Origin of the sequence: Saccharothrix longispora (genome assembly GCF_031455225.1) — a bacterium.
GTDB lineage: Bacteria > Actinomycetota > Actinomycetes > Mycobacteriales > Pseudonocardiaceae > Actinosynnema > Actinosynnema longispora.
Map to the genome: position 1 here is coordinate 5,316,358 of NZ_JAVDSG010000001.1, position 16,700 is coordinate 5,333,057.

At 73.3% G+C, this 16,700-nt stretch carries 16 protein-coding genes and 1 pseudogene; 2 read left to right on the top strand and 15 right to left on the bottom strand.

The annotated features are described in order from the left end of the window. Window positions 1–85: 85 nt before the first annotated feature. The 15 genes and pseudogenes from J2S66_RS21930 to rimP all read right to left on the bottom strand — a co-directional run bounded on the left by J2S66_RS21930 (window position 86) and on the right by rimP (window position 15,605). Window positions 86–2,338 carry a polyribonucleotide nucleotidyltransferase gene (locus J2S66_RS21930; protein ID WP_310309110.1) on the bottom strand — a complete coding sequence of 751 codons (2,253 nt, stop codon included), beginning with the start codon at window positions 2,336–2,338 and terminating at the stop codon, window positions 86–88. Between the two features lie 231 nt (window positions 2,339–2,569). Further along, window positions 2,570–2,839 (bottom strand): 30S ribosomal protein S15, encoded by a 270-nt coding sequence (rpsO, locus tag J2S66_RS21935; RefSeq protein WP_306747603.1) that lies wholly within the window; start codon window positions 2,837–2,839, stop codon window positions 2,570–2,572. A 149-nt stretch (window positions 2,840–2,988) separates the two neighbouring features. After that, entirely contained in the window at window positions 2,989–3,474 is a 486-nt protein-coding gene (locus J2S66_RS21940; protein WP_306747602.1) for a helix-turn-helix domain-containing protein, read from the bottom strand. Between the two features lie 91 nt (window positions 3,475–3,565). Beyond that, window positions 3,566–4,507 carry a bifunctional riboflavin kinase/FAD synthetase gene (locus J2S66_RS21945; protein ID WP_310309111.1) on the bottom strand — a complete coding sequence of 314 codons (942 nt, stop codon included), beginning with the start codon at window positions 4,505–4,507 and terminating at the stop codon, window positions 3,566–3,568. 28 nt (window positions 4,508–4,535) lie between these two features. Then, window positions 4,536–4,940, bottom strand: coding sequence for a hypothetical protein (locus J2S66_RS21950; protein ID WP_310309113.1), 405 nt, complete (start codon window positions 4,938–4,940; stop codon window positions 4,536–4,538). A 48-nt stretch (window positions 4,941–4,988) separates the two neighbouring features. Then, a complete protein-coding gene (truB, locus tag J2S66_RS21955; RefSeq protein ID WP_310309114.1) occupies window positions 4,989–5,897 on the bottom strand; it encodes a tRNA pseudouridine(55) synthase TruB in 909 nt (302 codons plus the stop codon). A gap of 11 nt (window positions 5,898–5,908) precedes the next feature. After that, the gene (locus J2S66_RS21960; protein WP_310309115.1) at window positions 5,909–7,228 is read right to left on the bottom strand and encodes an MFS transporter; all 1,320 of its coding nucleotides are present in this window, start codon (window positions 7,226–7,228) and stop codon (window positions 5,909–5,911) included. A 97-nt stretch (window positions 7,229–7,325) separates the two neighbouring features. Further along, on the bottom strand, window positions 7,326–8,642 hold the full coding sequence (locus J2S66_RS21965) for an MATE family efflux transporter (protein ID WP_310309116.1): 1,317 nt from the start codon (window positions 8,640–8,642) through the stop codon (window positions 7,326–7,328). After that, entirely contained in the window at window positions 8,639–9,613 is a 975-nt protein-coding gene (locus J2S66_RS21970; RefSeq protein WP_310309117.1) for a DHH family phosphoesterase, read from the bottom strand. Before J2S66_RS21970 ends, J2S66_RS21965 begins: the two co-directional genes overlap by 4 nt. Before the next feature lie 35 nt (window positions 9,614–9,648). Further along, a pseudogene (gene rbfA / locus J2S66_RS21975) lies at window positions 9,649–10,113 on the bottom strand (30S ribosome-binding factor RbfA); the annotation flags it as partial. Window positions 10,114–10,140: 27 nt separating this feature from the next. After that, a complete protein-coding gene (locus J2S66_RS21980; RefSeq protein WP_310314983.1) occupies window positions 10,141–10,437 on the bottom strand; it encodes a DUF503 domain-containing protein in 297 nt (98 codons plus the stop codon). A 74-nt stretch (window positions 10,438–10,511) separates the two neighbouring features. Further along, the gene (infB, locus tag J2S66_RS21985; RefSeq protein WP_310309118.1) at window positions 10,512–13,607 is read right to left on the bottom strand and encodes a translation initiation factor IF-2; all 3,096 of its coding nucleotides are present in this window, start codon (window positions 13,605–13,607) and stop codon (window positions 10,512–10,514) included. A gap of 87 nt (window positions 13,608–13,694) precedes the next feature. After that, window positions 13,695–14,039 carry a YlxR family protein gene (locus J2S66_RS21990; RefSeq protein WP_306747592.1) on the bottom strand — a complete coding sequence of 115 codons (345 nt, stop codon included), beginning with the start codon at window positions 14,037–14,039 and terminating at the stop codon, window positions 13,695–13,697. A gap of 22 nt (window positions 14,040–14,061) precedes the next feature. Further along, on the bottom strand, window positions 14,062–15,084 hold the full coding sequence (nusA, locus tag J2S66_RS21995; RefSeq protein ID WP_310309119.1) for a transcription termination factor NusA: 1,023 nt from the start codon (window positions 15,082–15,084) through the stop codon (window positions 14,062–14,064). Then, entirely contained in the window at window positions 15,081–15,605 is a 525-nt protein-coding gene (gene rimP, locus J2S66_RS22000) for a ribosome maturation factor RimP (RefSeq protein ID WP_310309121.1), read from the bottom strand. Before rimP ends, nusA begins: the two co-directional genes overlap by 4 nt. Before the next feature lie 166 nt (window positions 15,606–15,771). Here rimP and J2S66_RS22005 point away from each other — a divergent pair, with 166 nt between their 5' ends. Together J2S66_RS22005 and J2S66_RS22010 are read left to right on the top strand one after the other, a co-directional pair. Beyond that, window positions 15,772–16,215, top strand: coding sequence for a hypothetical protein (locus tag J2S66_RS22005; protein ID WP_310309122.1), 444 nt, complete (start codon window positions 15,772–15,774; stop codon window positions 16,213–16,215). Next, on the top strand, window positions 16,212–16,640 hold the full coding sequence (locus tag J2S66_RS22010; RefSeq protein ID WP_310309123.1) for a ferritin-like domain-containing protein: 429 nt from the start codon (window positions 16,212–16,214) through the stop codon (window positions 16,638–16,640). Before J2S66_RS22005 ends, J2S66_RS22010 begins: the two co-directional genes overlap by 4 nt. Window positions 16,641–16,700: the final 60 nt, after the last annotated feature.

The window sequence follows — 16,700 nt, forward strand, 5'->3', positions numbered from 1 at the left end:
GGCTTCTGGAGGTGCCCCGGACGCCGGGTAAGCGGACGGCCGCGAGCGCCGGAAGCGCTCGCGGCCGTCCCGTTGACGCTCGTCGTCACTCGGCCGAAGCCTCCGCCGGAGCGGCGTCCTGCGCGGGGGCGTCGGCGTCGGGGGCGTCGCCGGCCGGGGCCGCGTCGGCGTCCTCGTTGACCAGCACGAGGCTGATCTTGCCGCGCTGGTCGATGTCCGCGATCTCGACGCGGAGCTTGTCGCCGACCTTGACGACGTCCTCGACCTTGGCGATGCGCTTGCCGTTGCCCAGCTTGGAGATGTGGATCAGGCCGTCCTTGCCCGGCAGCAGCGACACGAACGCGCCGAACGCCGCGGTCTTCACCACGGTGCCCAGGAAGCGCTCGCCCACCTTCGGCAGCTGCGGGTTCGCGATGGCGTTGATCAGGTCGATGGCGGCCTCCGCGGACGGGCCGTCCGCCGCACCGACGTAGATCGTGCCGTCGTCCTCGATGGAGATGTCGGCGCCGGTCTGCTCGGTGATCGAGTTGATCATCTTGCCCTTGGGCCCGATGACCTCGCCGATCTTGTCGGTCGGGATCTTGACCGACGTCACGCGCGGTGCGAACGGGCTCATCTCGTCCGGGCGGTCGATGGCCTCGGCCATGACCTCCAGGATGGTCAGGCGCGCGTCGCGGGCCTGACCGAGGGCCTTGGCCAGCACGTCGGACGGGATGCCGTCGAGCTTGGTGTCGAGCTGGAGCGCGGTCACGAACTCCTTGGTGCCGGCGACCTTGAAGTCCATGTCGCCGAACGCGTCCTCGGCGCCGAGGATGTCGGTCAGCGCGACGTACTCCGTCTTGCCGTCGACCTCGTCGGACACCAGGCCCATGGCGATGCCGGACACCGGCGCCTTCAGCGGCACGCCGGCGTTGAGCAGCGACATCGTGGACGCGCAGACCGAGCCCATCGACGTGGAGCCGTTCGAGCTGAGCGCCTCGGACACCTGGCGGATCGCGTAGGGGAACTCCTCGCGCTTGGGCAGCACGGGCATGAGCGCCCGCTCGGCCAGCGCGCCGTGGCCGATCTCGCGGCGCTTCGGCGAACCGACGCGACCGGTCTCACCGGTGGAGAACGGCGGGAAGTTGTAGTGGTGCAGGTAGCGCTTGTGCGTCTCCGGGGACAGCGAGTCGATCTGCTGCTCCATGCGCAGCATGTTCAGCGTGGTGACACCCAGGATCTGGGTCTCGCCGCGCTCGAACAGCGCCGAGCCGTGCGCCCGCGGGATCAGCTCGACCTCGGCCGACAGCGACCGGATCTCGGTGAGGCCGCGGCCGTCGATGCGGACCTTGTCGCGCAGGATGCGCTGGCGGACCAGCTTCTTGGTCAGCGAGCGGAACGCGGCGCCGACCTCCTTCTCGCGACCCTCGAACTGCTCGGCCAGCTTCTCCAGCACCGACGCCTTGAGCTCGTCGATGCGGTGCTCGCGCTCCTGCTTGCCGGCGATGGCCATCGCCTGGGCCAGCTCGCCCGCCACGGCCTGCTCGACGGCCTCGAAGGCGTCGGCCTGGTAGGCCGGGTAGGTCGGGAACTCGCCGGTGGCCTTCGCGGCGACCTGCGCCAGCTGGGCCTGCGCCTCGCACAGCGACGCGATGAACGGCTTGGCGGCCTCCAGGCCGGCGGCGACGACCTCCTCGGTGGGCGCCTGGGCGCCCTCGCCGACCAGGTCGACGACGCGCTCGGTGGCCTCGGCCTCGACCATCATGATCGCGACGTCCTCACCGACGATGCGACCGGCGACGACCATGTCGAACACGGCCTTCTCCAGCTGCTCGTGCGTGGGGAACGCCACCCACTGGCCCTCGATCAGCGCCACCCGGACGCCGCCGATGGGGCCGGAGAACGGCAGGCCCGCGAGCTGCGTGGACGCGGACGCGGCGTTGATGGCCACGACGTCGTACAGGTCCTGCGGGTTCAGGCTCATCACCGTGATGACGACCTGGATCTCGTTGCGCAGACCGTCCACGAAGGACGGGCGCAGCGGCCGGTCGATCAGGCGGCAGGTCAGGATCGCGTCGGTCGACGGGCGACCCTCGCGGCGGAAGAACGAGCCGGGGATGCGACCCGCGGCGTACATGCGCTCCTCGACGTCCACCGTGAGGGGGAAGAAGTCGAAGTGCTCCTTGGGGTGCTTCGACGCCGTGGTGGCCGAGAGCAGCATGGTCTCGTCGTCCAGGTAGGCGACGACGCTGCCGGCGGCCTGGCGGGCCAGGCGACCGGTCTCGAAGCGGATGGTGCGGGTGCCGAACCGACCGTTGTCGATCAGGGCTGAAGTCTCGTGGACCTCAAGTTCCGTCATGCGGAAAACTCCTCGTCGTGCGGGCCGCAGCGCGCTCGGGTGCGGGATCGCGGTTCGGACGAGGCCGGTCTTCGATCGAAGTCCCCTGGTCTTCTCCACTGCCAGGGGGCCACTACCGAGGACCGGCGAACTGTCGTCCCGTGCGCCGCGCGTACGTCCCTCGTCTTTGTTGTCTTGTCCTTGCGAAGCCGAAGGGGGAGTGATCGTGCGATCACTCCCCCCCGGCACGTTTCACCTGCGCAGGCCGAGACGACCGATCAGGTCGCGGTAGCGCTGGATGTCCACCTTCTGGAGGTAGTTGAGCAGCCGGCGGCGACGGCCGACGAGCAGCAGCAGGCCACGACGCGAGTGGTGGTCGTGCTTGTGCTTCTTGAGGTGCTCCGTCAGGTCGGCGATGCGCTTGCTCAGCAGCGCGACCTGCGCCTCGGCGGAGCCGGTGTCCGTGTCGTGGACGCCGTACTCGGCGAGGATGGTCTTCTTCTCATCGGTGGAGAGTGCCACGTTCCTGCTTCCTGGTTCTCGATTCCCGTGCCGTGGGGCCCCGCTCGCGCGGGGTAGTCGGTACTGGCCGCCACGGACCGCAGCCAGACCCAACTGTCGAGGTTACCAGTAGTGGCGGACGGCTACCCGTCCGCGGTCAGGCGTCGCGGTCAGGCGTCGCGGTCCTTGCCCGCGCGCCGCAGCACGTCGGCCAGCGCCGGGAAGTCCTCGCCCAGCACGTCGGCGGCCTGCGACAACTCGCGGCGGTCGGCCAGCCGGCGCAGGAACGGGAACACCACGGCCTCGTCGTCGGCGAGGTTCACCGGCAGCGACTCGCGCCCCACCGTGGGCTTGGAGCCGCGGACCTCGTCCAGCGCGCGCTGGAGGGCCTCGGGCGCGCCGGTGGACACGTCGGGGGTGAGGACCTTGCGCTCCAGCATGATCATCCGCGCCAGCACCGACGGGTTGCCGATCTTCGCGCGGCGACCGCTCATGACCTGGCTGAGCATCGGGGCGCTGATCCCGAGGACGTCGGCGAGCTGCGCCTGGGAGACGTTGAAGGCGACCACCAACCGGCGCACCCGGTCACCCAGGGGCTCCCCGTACCACTCACGCTGCAACGCGAGGTTGCGCTGGACGATCTTGTGGTCCTCCACCTGCGCCTCTCCCCTAGCCCGGTCGACGTGACAGCATCCTGCCAGGTCGCCGACCACGGCACGGACGGTTCCACCCACCTGGTTCAACAGGTCACAGCCGCTCTTCGGCCACCAGGACGTCGCGGGCCACGACCACGTCGCGGTGCATCTGCACCAGCAGGTCCTCGACCGCGTCGAACTTCTCCATGCCGCGCAGCCGCTCCACGAAGTCCAGCGCCACCCGCTGGCCGTAGAAGTCCTCGTCGACGTCGAGCACGTAGGCCTCGACGCGCCGCTCCCGGCCGGAGAAGGTGGGGTTCGTGCCGACGCTCACCGCGGCCCGGAGGCGCCTGCCGTCGCCGCGGACGAACCAGCACGCGTACACGCCGTCCGCGGGCACGGCGGCGAAGCGGGTCGTGGACAGGTTGGCCGTGGGGAAACCCAGCTCCTTGCCGCGGCCGTCGCCGCGCACCACGATGCCCTCCAGCCGGTGCGGCCTGCCCAGCGCGTGCGCGGCGGCCGCCACGTCACCCGCGTCGATGCACGCCCGGATGTAGGTCGACGAGTACGTCACCCCGTCGTCGGTCACCAGATCCGCCCCCTCCGTCACGAAGCCGAACCGCGTGCCCAGCGCGCGCAGCAGGTCGACGTTGCCCGCCGCCCTGTAGCCGAACGTGAAGTTCTCGCCCACCACCACGGCCGCCGCGTGCAGCCGGTCGACCAGGATCTCGTGCGCGAACTCGTCCGCGGGCATCCGGGACACCTCGGCGGTGAACGGGATGACGCAGAAGACGTCCGCGCCGAGCCCCTCGACCAGCTCGGCGCGCCGGTGCAGGCCCGTCAGCTGCGCGGGGTGGCTGCCGGGGCGGACGACCTCGGAGGGGTGCGGGTCGAACGTCATGACGACGCTCGGCACCCCCTTGGCCGCCGCCAGGTCCACCGCGCGGCCGATCAGCGCCTGGTGGCCCCGGTGGACGCCGTCGAACACGCCGATCGTCACGACGCAGCGGCCCCAGCCGCCCGGAAGGAGGTCGAGCCCTCGCCAGCGTTGCACGCGGCAAGCCTACGGGGCCGGGTCGCGGTCAGCGGTTGGGGTTGACGTCCCGTCCGGCCTGGTAGACCGTGCCGCCGTCACGCGCGACCGCGTGCTGGGTGACCGCCGTCGACGAGTCGATGGTGACCGAGCCCACGTTCCCGGCCTGCACGACGCCGCCGTGCACCGTGCCGGTGACCGAGTTGTGGACGGACGGCTCCGGCCGGGAGGGCCGGGGTGCGGGCTGCGGTGCGGGCTGCGCAGACGGCGGCGCCGGGGGCCGCCGTCTGGCGGGCTGCTGCATCCGCACGGTGAGCACGACGCCCAGCACGGTGAGCAGCACGACCGCCGCCCACGCCCACGGGTCGCCGGCCGCGTCCGTGGCCACGTTGATCGCCACACCGGTCGCCGAGGCGACCACCCCCGCCGCCGCGGGCAACACCCATCTCGCCATGCCTCCACGGTAGGCCCACGCGGCTGCGGTGGGACCCGGGATCGGCGGTCAGCCCGCCGGCGTGAGCACCACCAGGGACTTGGTGACGGGCCCCTCGTCCTTGGCCAGGGCCACGACGTGGCCGTCCGGGCCGAACACGCCGTAGGTGCCCTCCAGCCCACCCGCCGGGAGGCGTTGGCCGTGGGACAGGGCCACGGCCTCGCGCGGCGCGATCTCGCGGCGCGGGAAGGCGGTGGCGACGGCCGCGTCGAGGTCCAGGGACAGCCCCGGGGCGTCCTCCAGCTGCTGGAGGGTCCTGGCGACGCGCAGGTCGAACGGGCCGACCCTGGTGCGGCGGAGGTTGGCCAGGTGGCCGCCCACGCCCAGGGCGGCGCCGAGGTCGCGGGCCAGGGCCCGGACGTACGTGCCGGACGAGCACTCGACCATCACGTCCAGCTCGGTGGTCGCGCCCTCGCGGCGGATCGCCAGGACGTCGAAGCGGTGCACGGTGACCGGGCGCGCCGGGATGTCGACGACCTCGCCGTCGCGCACCCGCGCGTAGGCGCGCTTGCCGTCGATCTTCACGGCGCTCACCGCGCTCGGCACCTGCTGGATCGCGCCGGTCAGCGCGGCGACGCCCGCGCGGATCGCGTCCTCGGGCACCGCCGAGGCGTCCGCGCTCGACACGACCTCGCCCTCGGCGTCGTCGGTCGTGGTCGACGCGCCCAGGCGGATCGTCGACAGGTACGCCTTGCTGTCCAGCGCGAGGTGGCCGAGGAGCTTCGTGGCCCGCTCGATGCCGAGCACGAGCACGCCGGTCGCCATCGGGTCGAGCGTGCCCGCGTGGCCGACCTTGCGGGTGCCGAGGATGCGGCGGACCTTGGCGACCACGTCGTGGGAGGTCATGCCGTCCGGCTTGTCGACGACGACCAGGCCGGGCGCTACGGGGGGACGGGAAGGGCGGCTGGGTACGGGCACGAGGGGAGATCCTAGGCGTCGGCCAGGGCGTCCCAGCGACGGCGGCGCACCGGCACCGGCACGGTCTCCCCCCGGTCGAGCGCGGCGAACACGGCGGCCCTGGCGCGCCGCCACCACACGACCGTGCGCCACACCCCGACCAGCAGCACGGCCACCACGGACAGGAACGCGACCCGGTAGGCGTCGGGCGCGGCCAGCGGTTCGGCGACGTCGAGCAGCACGCCCACGACGAGCGCGGTGAAGGTGATCGCGGCGAACCCGCCGACGTTGGCCACGCCGGTCGCGGTGCTCACCCGGTGCAGCGGGTTGTAGTCGCGGACGAGGGCGAAGGCGACGCCGGACACCGGGTTGCCGATCGCGAGCAGGGCGAACACCGCGTACAGCACGGGAGCGGGCAGCACGCCGCCCGGCCAGCCGAGCAGCAGGGCCCAGCACACCACCGCCACGCCGAGGTAGCCCACGACGATCGGCATGCGCCACCCGGGGCGGCCCGCGATGACCGCGCCCATCACGGGACCGGCCACGACGGCGACCACGACGAGGGTGCTGAGCACGGCGGACGCGGCGGGCCTGGACAGGCCCTGCGCCTCGACCAGGTACGGGAAGCCCCACAGCAGGGCGAGCAGCGCCGGGGTGGACATCGACGTGAAGTGGACCCAGAAGCCCAGGCGGGTGCCGGGCACGCGCCACGCGGCGGCGACGCGCGGGCCGAGCGCGCGCAGCGGCACCGGCTCGGCGACGGGCGGCGGCACGCCGTCGGGCACCTCGCGCACCCGCCACGCCACGACCGCGGAGTAGGCGGCGGTGGCGGCACCGGCGATGAGGAACGTGGCGGTCCAGCCGGCGTTGTCCAGCAGCAGGGTCAGCGGGACGGTGGCGACGAGGTTGCCGGCGCCGCCGAGGGCCGCGGACAGCGTCATCACGACGGTGAACCGGCGGGGCGGGAAGTGCGCGGCGGCGAGCCGCAGCACGCTCACCCACGTCATGGCGTCGCCGACGCCGAGGACGGCGCGGGCGGCGAGGCCGACCTGGTAGGAGGAGGCCAGCGCGAACAGGACCTGGCCGGCGCCCATGAGCAGCGCGGCGGCGACGAGGACGCGGCGGGGGCCGAAGCGGTCGACGAGCAGGCCCGTGGGGACCTGCATCAGCGCGTACAGCCCGATCTGGAGCACGGTGAACGTGCTGAGCGCGGCGGGGCCGACGCCGAACCGCTCGGACGCCTCCAGGCTGGCGACGCCGAGCGAGTTCCGGTGGAACAGGGCGGCGACGTAGACGGCGACGGCGGTTGACCAGATCAGCCAGCCGCGCTTCGTGGCTCGATCGACCGGCAAGGGGAACTCCTCGTGGACCGTGCGGCGGCACTCCCGGTATCGAAAAACAGTTGCCCTATGTTAACGATTCCCGGACGTGCGCCTCGCCACACGACGGTCAGGTCACGCCGACCCTCGCCCACCTGCCGGAACGGGTCCGCGCCAGCACCGCCACCAGCCGCAGGACCATGAACGCCGTCAGGCCCGTCCAGATCCCGACCAGGCCCCAGCCGAACGCGTGCGACGCCCACACCAGCGGCAGGAAGCCCAGCGCCGCGGAGGCCAGGGTGGCGGTGCGCAGGAACCCGGCGTCGCCCGCGCCGAGCAGCACGCCGTCGAGGGCGAACACCACCCCGGCGACGGGTTGCAGGCCCACGAAGAACCACCAGGCGTGCGGGATCTCGTCGAGGACGAGCCGGTCGGTGGTGAACAGCAGCGGCAGCGGCCCGGACAGCGCCGCGAACACGGCCCCCAGGAACACGCCGAACACCAGTCCGTAGCCGGTGACCTGCCGGGCGAACCGACGGGCCCGGTCGCGGCGCCCGGCGCCCAGCGCCGCGCCGACGATGGACTGCGCGGCGATGGCGAGGGAGTCGAGCACGAGCGCCAGGAACGTCCACAGCTGGAGCACGACCTGGTGCGCGCCGACGGCGGCGACGGACGTGCGGGCGGCGACGGACGCGGCGGACAGGAAGCACGCCTGGAACGCCAGGCTGCGCAGCACCAGGTCGCGGCCGAGGCCGAGCTGGGCGCGCATCCGGCGCGGGTCGGGCCGCAGGTCGACGCGCTCCGCGCGCAGCGCCCGGCCGAACAGGCCGGCGGAGAGGACCTGCGCGATGACGTTCGCGACGGCCGAGCCCTCCAGGCCCCAGCCGGCGACGTGCACGAAGAGCGGGCACAGCACGGCCGAGATGCCGTTGCCCACGAGCACGTAGCGCAGCGGGCGACGGGTGTCCTGCACGCCGCGCATCCACCCGTTGCCGGCCATGGTGACCAGCACGAACGGCGCGCCGAACAGGGCGACGCGGAGCCAGCCGACGGCGTTGTCGGCGACCTCGCCCGGACCGGCGAGCAGGCGCGCGGCGGGGTCGGCCAGGAGTTGGCCGACGGCGATCACGAACGCGCCGACGGCGAGCGCGAGCCACGTGGCCTGCACGCCCTCCTCGACCGCCTCCACCCGGCGGCCCGCGCCGAACAGGCGTGCGGCGCGGGCCGTGGTGCCGTACGAGAGGAACGTGAGCTGGGTGGCGACCTGCGTGAACAGGACGCCGCCCAGGGCCAGGCCGGCGAGGGGCAGCGCGCCCAGGTGGCCGACCACGGCCGTGTCGACCAGGACGTAGAGGGGTTCGGCGGCCAGGACGACCAGCGCCGGTGCGGCCAGGCCGATCACGCGGCGCGCGGGCACCCGATCGGCGTCGAGCGGGTCGGGGCTCATCGTCCGGCCACCTCGGCCAGCGCCTCCCTCAGCCGTCGGAGCACCGCGTCGGCCGAGCCGGTCGCGGTGAAGCCCGCGGCGAGGCGGTGACCGCCGCCGCCGAGCAGCTGCGCCACCTCGCGGACGTCGACCCGGCTCACCGCGCGCAGCGACACCGACCACGTGGCGGGACGCAGCTCCTTCAGCACCGCCGCCACCTCCGCCTCGGCCGTGGTGCGCACCAGGTCGACCACGCTCTCCACCTCCTCGGGGCGCAGCCCCGCGGCGTCCTCCAGCGTCACGACGGCGTGCACGAACCCCAGCCCGGCCGCCGCGTCCGGTTCCAGCCGCGCGCCGCGCAGCACGGTCGACAGCATCCCCAGGTAGCCGAACGGGTGGGAGTCCATCAGCGGCCGGGCGACGGCCTCGGCGTCGACGCCCGCGGCGAGCAGGCGGGCCGCGACCTCGTGCGTGGACGCCGACGCGTGCCGGAACGACCGCGTGTCCGTGACCAGGCCCGCGTAGATGCAGCGGGCCACCGGCTCGTCCAGTTCCACGCCCAGTTCGTCGAGCAGCCGCAGCACCACCACCGCGGTGGCCTCGGCGCGGTCGTCGACCACGTTGACGTGCCCGAAGCGGGGGTTGGACACGTGGTGGTCGAGCACGACGACCACACCGGCGGTGGCCACCCGGTCGCCGAGCGGCCCGAGCCGGCCGACGCTGCCGGCGTCCAGGGCGACGAGCACGGGTGGCGCGGCGGGCACCTCGGAGGCGGGCACGAGCAGACCGGCGACGTCCAGGTCGCGCAGCGTCTCCGGCACCTCGTCGGGCGCCCCGAACGACACCCGCGCGGTCACGCCGCGGCGGTGCAGGGCCAGTCCGAGCGCCAGGGCGCTGCCCAGCGCGTCCGCGTCGGGGTTGACGTGGGCCAGCAACGTGACGTCGGTGGCGGTGGACAGGACGCGGGCCGCGGCGGTGAGGTCGTTGTGCACGACCGGAACGCTAGTCGGCCCGCGTCGGTCGATTCCTACTCGCCGTCCTCGGTCTCCCGCGGCGGCTTGTACGGGTCGGGCTCGCCGGCGGGCTCCGCGCCGGACGCGATGCGGGCCACCTCGGCGTCCGCCTCGCGCGCCCTGGCCAGCAGCTCGTCCATCCGCCGCGCCTCGTCGGGCACGGTGTCGGTGACGAACGTGAGCGTCGGGGTGAACCGCACGCCGGTCTGCTGGCCGACCATGGTGCGCAGCACGCCCTTGGCGCTCTCCAGCGCCGCCGCCGCGCCCGCGAGGTCCGGCTCGGCGTCCAGCTTCTCGCCCAGCACGGTGTAGTAGACCGTCGCGTCGTGCAGGTCGCCCGTCACGCGGGTGTCGGTGATGGTCACGCGGGCCAGCCGCGGGTCCTTCACCTCGTGCTCCAGCGCGGAGGCCACGATCTGCGAGATCCGCTTGGCCAGCTTGCGAGCCCGTGCCTGGTCGGCCACGGCGCTCCCCTCCTTATCGGTTGTCGCCGCGTGGCGACGTGTTCAGTCGTCCTCCGGCCCGACCAGCCTGTGGCGGGCGGAGAGCAGTTCCAGTTCGGGTCGCCCGGCGACGAGCCTCTCGCAGGCGTCCAGGACTTCCCTGACATGCTGGGCGTCGGCGGCGACCACCGCCACTCCGATCAGCGCGCGGCGGTGCAGGTCCTGGTGGCCCGCCTCGGCGACGGACACCTCGAACCTGCGCCTCAGCTCGGCCACGACGGGCTTCACCACGGACCGCTTCTGCTTCAACGAGTGGACGTCGCCGAGCAGCACGTCCAGCTCAAGGGCACCGACGAACAGGGTTCATCACCACGTGGGTTTCCAAGGGTGCGGGGCCGCCCCGTGGGACGGCCCCGCACCGTGTCGGAAGACGATCAGGCGCGCGGCTTCTCGCGCATCTCGAACGTCTCGATGACGTCGCCGACCTTCAGGTCGGCGTAGTTGCCGAGCGTCAGACCGCACTCGTAGCCCTCGCGGACCTCGGTCGCGTCGTCCTTGAACCGCCGCAGCGAGCTGATCGGCAGGTTCTCCTGGACGACGTTGTTGTCGCGCAGCAGGCGGGCCCGCGCGTTGCGGCGGATCTCGCCCGACAGCACGAGACAACCGGCGATCGTGCCGACCTTGGAGGACTTGAAGACCTCGCGGACCTCCGCGCGGCCCAGCTGGACCTCTTCGTACTCCGGCTTGAGCATGCCCTTGAGGGCCTGCTCGATCTCGTCGATCGCCTGGTAGATCACCGTGTAGTAGCGGACGTCGACGCCCTCGCGGTTCGCGAGTTCGGTCGCCTTGCCCTCGGCCCGGACGTTGAAGCCCAGGACGATGGCGGAACCGGCGACGGCGAGGTTGATGTCGCCCTCGGTGATGCCGCCGACGCCGCGGTGGATGACCCGCAGCTCGACGTCGTCGCCGACCTCGATCTTCATGAGCGCGTCTTCCAGTGCCTCGACGGTACCGGAGTTGTCGCCCTTGATGATCAAGGTGAGGGCGCTGGTCTCCTTCAGCGCGGCGTCCAGGTCCTCCAGGCTGACGCGCTTCCGCTTGGCCGCGTTCATGGCGTTGCGGTTGCGGGCCTGGCGGCGCTCGGCGATCTGCCGGGCCACCCGGTCCTCCTCGACCACGAGGAACGTGTCGCCGGCGCCGGGCACCGAGGTGAGGCCGATGACCTGCACCGGGCGCGACGGGGTCGCGACGGTGACGTCCTCGCCGTGCTCGTCGACCATGCGGCGCACGCGACCGTAGGCGGCGCCCGCCACGATCGAGTCGCCCACGCGGAGCGAACCGCGCTGCACCAGCACCGTGGCGACCGGACCGCGACCGCGGTCGAGGTGCGCCTCGATGGCGACGCCCTGCGCCTCCATCTCGGGGTTGGCGCGCAGGTCGAGCGAGGCGTCGGCGGTCAGCAGGATCGCCTCCAGCAGGCCGTCGATGTTGATGCCCTGCTTCGCCGAGATGTCCACGAACATGGTCTCGCCGCCGTACTCCTCGGCGACCAGCCCGTACTCGGTGAGCTGCTGGCGGATCTTGGCGGGGTTGGCCCCCTCCTTGTCGATCTTGTTGACCGCGACCACGATCGGCGCGTCGGCCGCCTGGGCGTGGTTGATCGCCTCCACCGTCTGCGGCATCACGCCGTCGTCGGCCGCCACCACGATGACCGCGATGTCGGTCGAGTTCGCACCACGCGCACGCATGGCGGTGAACGCCTCGTGACCCGGGGTGTCGATGAAGGTGATGAGGCGCTCGTTGCCCTCCAGCTCCGTGTTCACCTGGTAGGCGCCGATGTGCTGGGTGATGCCACCCGCTTCGCCCTCGGCCACCTTCGCGGTGCGGATCGTGTCGAGCAGTCGCGTCTTGCCGTGGTCGACGTGACCCATGACGGTGACGACCGGCGGGCGGATCTGGAGGTCCTCCTCGCCACCGGCGTCGTCGCCGTAGGTGATGTCGAACGTCTCCAGCAGCTCGCGGTCCTCCTCCTCGGGGGACACGACCTGCACGACGTAGTTCATCTCGGAGCCGAGCAGCTCCAGGATCTCGTCGGACACGGACTGCGTCGCGGTGACCATCTCACCGAGGTGGAACAACACCTGCACCAGCGAGGCCGGGTTGGCGTTGATCTTGTCGGCGAAGTCGGTCAGCGAGGCGCCGCGGGGCAGGCGGATCGTCTCGCCGCTGCCCTTGGGCAGGCGGACGCCGCCGACCGACGGCGCCTGCATGTTGTCCATGTACTCCTGGCGCTTCTGCCGCTTCGACTTGCGGCCGCGACGCGCCGGACCACCGGGACGGCCGAAGGCGCCCGCGGCACCGCCGCGACCACCGGGGCCACCGCCGCCGGGACGACCGCGGAAGCCACCGCCGCCACCACCGGCCGGGGCGCCACCGCCGCCGCCGGGGCGGAAACCGCCACCGCCGCCACCGCCGCCACCGGGACGGAAACCGCCGCCACCGGCACCGCCGCCGCCCCCACCGGGACCGCCGCGGAAGCCACCGCCGCCACCGCCGCCACCGGGACGACCGCCACCGCCACCGGGACCGCGACCGCCACCGCCACCACCGGGGCCGCCGCCGGGACGACCGCCGCCGCCACCGCCACCGGGGCGGGGGGCCGGACGGCCGGGCATCATGCCCGGGTTCGGCCTGGGCGGCATGTTGCCGGGGTTGGGGCGCGGGCCGCCGGGACCGCCGGAGCCACCCGGACGCGGACCGGCCGGACGCGCGTCACCCGGCTTGGGGCCGGACGGGCGCTCGTCGCGACCGCCACCGGGGGTCTGCGGGCGCGGGGCCTGCGGACGCGGCGCGGGAGCGCCACCGCCGACACCGAACGGGTTGTTGCCCGGACGCGGGGACCGCGGGCCGGCGGGCTTGGGGGCCTGCGGGCGCGGCGGGACCACGGACGGGGGGTTCTGCGCCGCGGCGGGCTGCTGCGGCTGCTGCTGCGGCGCCGGGCGCGGGCCGGGACGCGGACCCGCGGGCCGGGAGGCCTGCTGCTGCTGTTGCTGCTGGGCCGGAGCCGGCGCGGCGGGCGCCTGGGCCGCGGGGGCCTTCGGCTGCTGCGTCGGGGCCGGGGCCGCGGGGGCCTTCGGCTGCTGGGTCGGGGCCGGAGCCTGGGCCGCGGGGGTCTGGGCCGCGGGGGCCGGGGCCTGGGCCGCGGGGGCCGGGGCCGGCGGCTTCTGGGCCATCGGCTTGGGACCGGGCACCGGGCGCGGGCCGGGCTTGCCGGCGGGCGCGCCGGGGCGCGGGGCGTCACCGGACGACGCGGGGACCTGCGGCTTCGGCGGCGCCGGGCGGGCGCCGGACGACTTCGGCTTCGCGTCGTTCTTGGCGTAGGCGTCACGCAGCCGTCGGGCCACCGGGGCCTCGACGGTGCTGGACGCGGACTTCACGTACTCGCCCTGGTCGGCGAGCTTGGTCAGCAGTTCTTTACTCGTGACACCGAGCTCTTTCGCGAGCTCATGCACGCGGGCCTTGCCTGCCACTGCACTCCTCTGTGAGGGAGGCCGGCGGCTGGTCCCGTCGACCTCGTCTTAACGTCGCGCGTTCATGTCTTCAGCTTCACGGCTGACTCATGACGGGTCGACCTGCTTCCTTGCTTCCTGCTGGTCACGGGGCGATCCCGCGACCTCCTGGCGGTACTGCTCGAAGTGTTCGCGCAAGCCTTCGACGTCGAGCGGACCCTGGACCCGGAAGGCCCTGGGGAACGCCCGGCGCTTCTCTGCGTTGCGCAGGCAACCGGGATCGGGGTGCAGCCATGCTCCCCGCCCCGGCAACCGTCGGCGCGTGTCCGGGACCACAGTCCCGTCCACGACCACCACGCGCAGCAGCTCGGAGGGCAACGTCCGAGCGCGGCATCCTATGCACGTACGAACCGGGCCGATGTGCGTGAGAACCGATCCCCGACGTTGAACCACTGAGAAGTCTATCCCCTAATGCCTATTCGGCCGAACCGGATGTCGCCGCGCCCGCCGGAGCGGCCCCGCCGGCGTCCGCGTCGGAGCGGATGTCGATGCGCCAACCGGTCAGCCGGGCGGCCAACCGGGCGTTCTGGCCCTCCTTGCCGATGGCGAGGGAGAGCTGGAAGTCCGGCACGACGACGCGCGCCGTCTTGGCGCGTTCGTCGAGCACCGTGACGGACACGACCTTCGCAGGCGACAGGGCATTCCCGACGAACGTGGCCGGGTCGTCCGCGTGGTCGATGATGTCGATCTTCTCACCGGCCAGCTCGCTCATGACGTTGCGCACACGGGCGCCCATCGGGCCGATGCAGGCGCCCTTGGCGTTGACCCCGGGCACCGACGAGCGGACCGCGATCTTCGAACGGTGACCTGCCTCACGTGCCACCGCGGGGATCACCACGGTGCCGTCCGCGATCTCCGGGACCTCCAGCGCGAACAGCCTGCGCACGAGGTTCGGGTGGGTGCGGGAGAGGGTGATCTGCGGGCCGCGCTGGCCGCGGGACACGCCCACGACGTAGCACTTGATCCGCGAACCGTGGACGTAGGTCTCGCCGGGCACCTGCTCGGCCGGGGGCAGCACGCCCTCGGTGTCGCCGATCTGGACGACGACCATGCCCCGGGCGTTCGCGCGGGCGTCGCGCTGCACGACGCCGCCGATGATCTCGCCCTCCTTGGCGGAGAACTCGCCGTAGGTGCGCTCGTGCTCGGCGTCGCGCAGGCGCTGGAGGATCACCTGGCGGGCGGTGGTGGCGGCGATGCGGCCGAACCCCTCGGGGGTGTCGTCCCACTCCTCGGCCACCGAGCCGTCCGGGTTGAGCTCCTGGGCGAGCACGCGCACCACGCCGGTCTTGCGGTCGATCTCGACCCGCGAGTGCGAGTGGTGCCCGTCGGTGTGCTTGTAGGCGGTGAGCAGGGCGGTTTCGATCGCTTCGAGGACCGTGTCGAAGGGGATGTCCTTGTCCCGTTCGATCGCCCTGAGAGCGGCGATGTCGACGTTCACTCCGACTCCTCCTTCGGGTGCTTGCCCTCCAGGAGCGCGAGCTCCTCGACGGGCGGCTGCTTGAACTCCACTTCCACGGCGGCGCGCTCGATCGTCGAGTACTCGACGCGGCGCAGCTCGCCCTCGACCAGCAGCACGACCCCGGTGTCGTCCGCGTCACCGACGCGGCCGAACCACTCGACCCGGTCGGGCTGCTTGACCTTCACCAGGCGCAACCGGTTGCGCTTCCAGTGGCGCGGCCTGGTCAGCGGGCGGTCGGCGCCCGGCGAGGTGACCTCAAGCGTGTACGGGCCGGCGATGAGGTGTTCGTTCGCGTCGAGGGCGGCCGACACGACGCGGCTCGCCTGAGCCACCTCGTCCAGGCCGATCCCGTCGTCGCCGTCGACGACCACCTTCACCAGCCTGCGACGCCCAGCCTGGTTCACGTCGAGCAGTTCGAGGTCGAAGCCGATGGCCTCGACCGCCTCCCGCACGACGGGGGTTAGCTGCGCGGCGAGTTCTCCGCGCGGCGGGCTGGACACGTGGTGACTCCTTGCGTCGGCGTGTGCAGGGTCAGGGCGGAGGGCATGACGACCCCGGTCGACGCTGCACTCGCCGGCCGTGGTCGCCCAGACTATCTGGTCCCGGCGGGGGCGCACGTCCCACGGGAGGGCGGTACCCGTTCCGGCTCTGGCAGGATCGGTACCCGTGATCGGTGAATCGGCGTTCAGCAGGCGGGGAGTGCTGCTGGCGGCGGCCACGGTGCCGTTCGTGGCGGCGTGCACCCCGGAACCTCCCCCTCCGCCACCCCCGGACGTGCTGGAAGACCTGGTGGGGGCCGCCCTGTCCGACGCCGCGCTGGCCACGGCGGTCGGCGCGACGGAGACGGCCGCGGCCCGGACCGAGCACGCCGACCGGCTGCGCGCGGAGATCGAGCGCGCCACGCCGCGGGTGCCGGGGTCGACGCCGCCGCCCTCGCCGCCGCCGTCGGTGGCGCCACCCGCCGGGGGGACGCGGGAGACGTTGGTTACGTCGCTCCAGGCGGCGCAGAAGCAAGCCGGCGACCTGGCGGTGACGGTCGGGTCGCACCGGGTCGGGTTGGTCGCCTCGGTGGCCGCCGGGTGCGCGAGTCTGGTGGAGGCGTTGTCGTGAGCGTGGACGCGGTGCAGGACGCGTTGGCCGCCGAGCACGCGGCGGTGTGGACGTACGGGCTGGTCAGCGCGTTCATCGAGCAGCAGGCCGCGGCGGTGGCGGACGGCGCGAACGCGCACCGGGCCCGGCGGGACACCACCGAGCGGTGGCTGCGGGACCAGGGGGCGACGCCCCGCCCGCCCGCGGCGGCGTACCTGCCGCCGCAGCCGGTGGACAGCGCCGCGTCGGCCATCGCGGCGCTGATCGCGGTGGAGGCGGACGCGTGCGCGGCGTGGCGCGGGGTGCTGGAGCGGACCGACGACGGCGCGCTGCGGCGGTCGGCGCTGGACGCGCTGACGGTGGCCGCCGTGCGGGGCACCCGGTGGCGGAAGGTCGCCGGGGTCGCGCCGCTGTCGATCACGATGCCGGGGATCGCGGTCGGCTGACCCGGCCCGTCGGCCCTCAGCCCTCAGCCCTCAGCCCCCAGCCCCTCAGCCCCTCAGCCC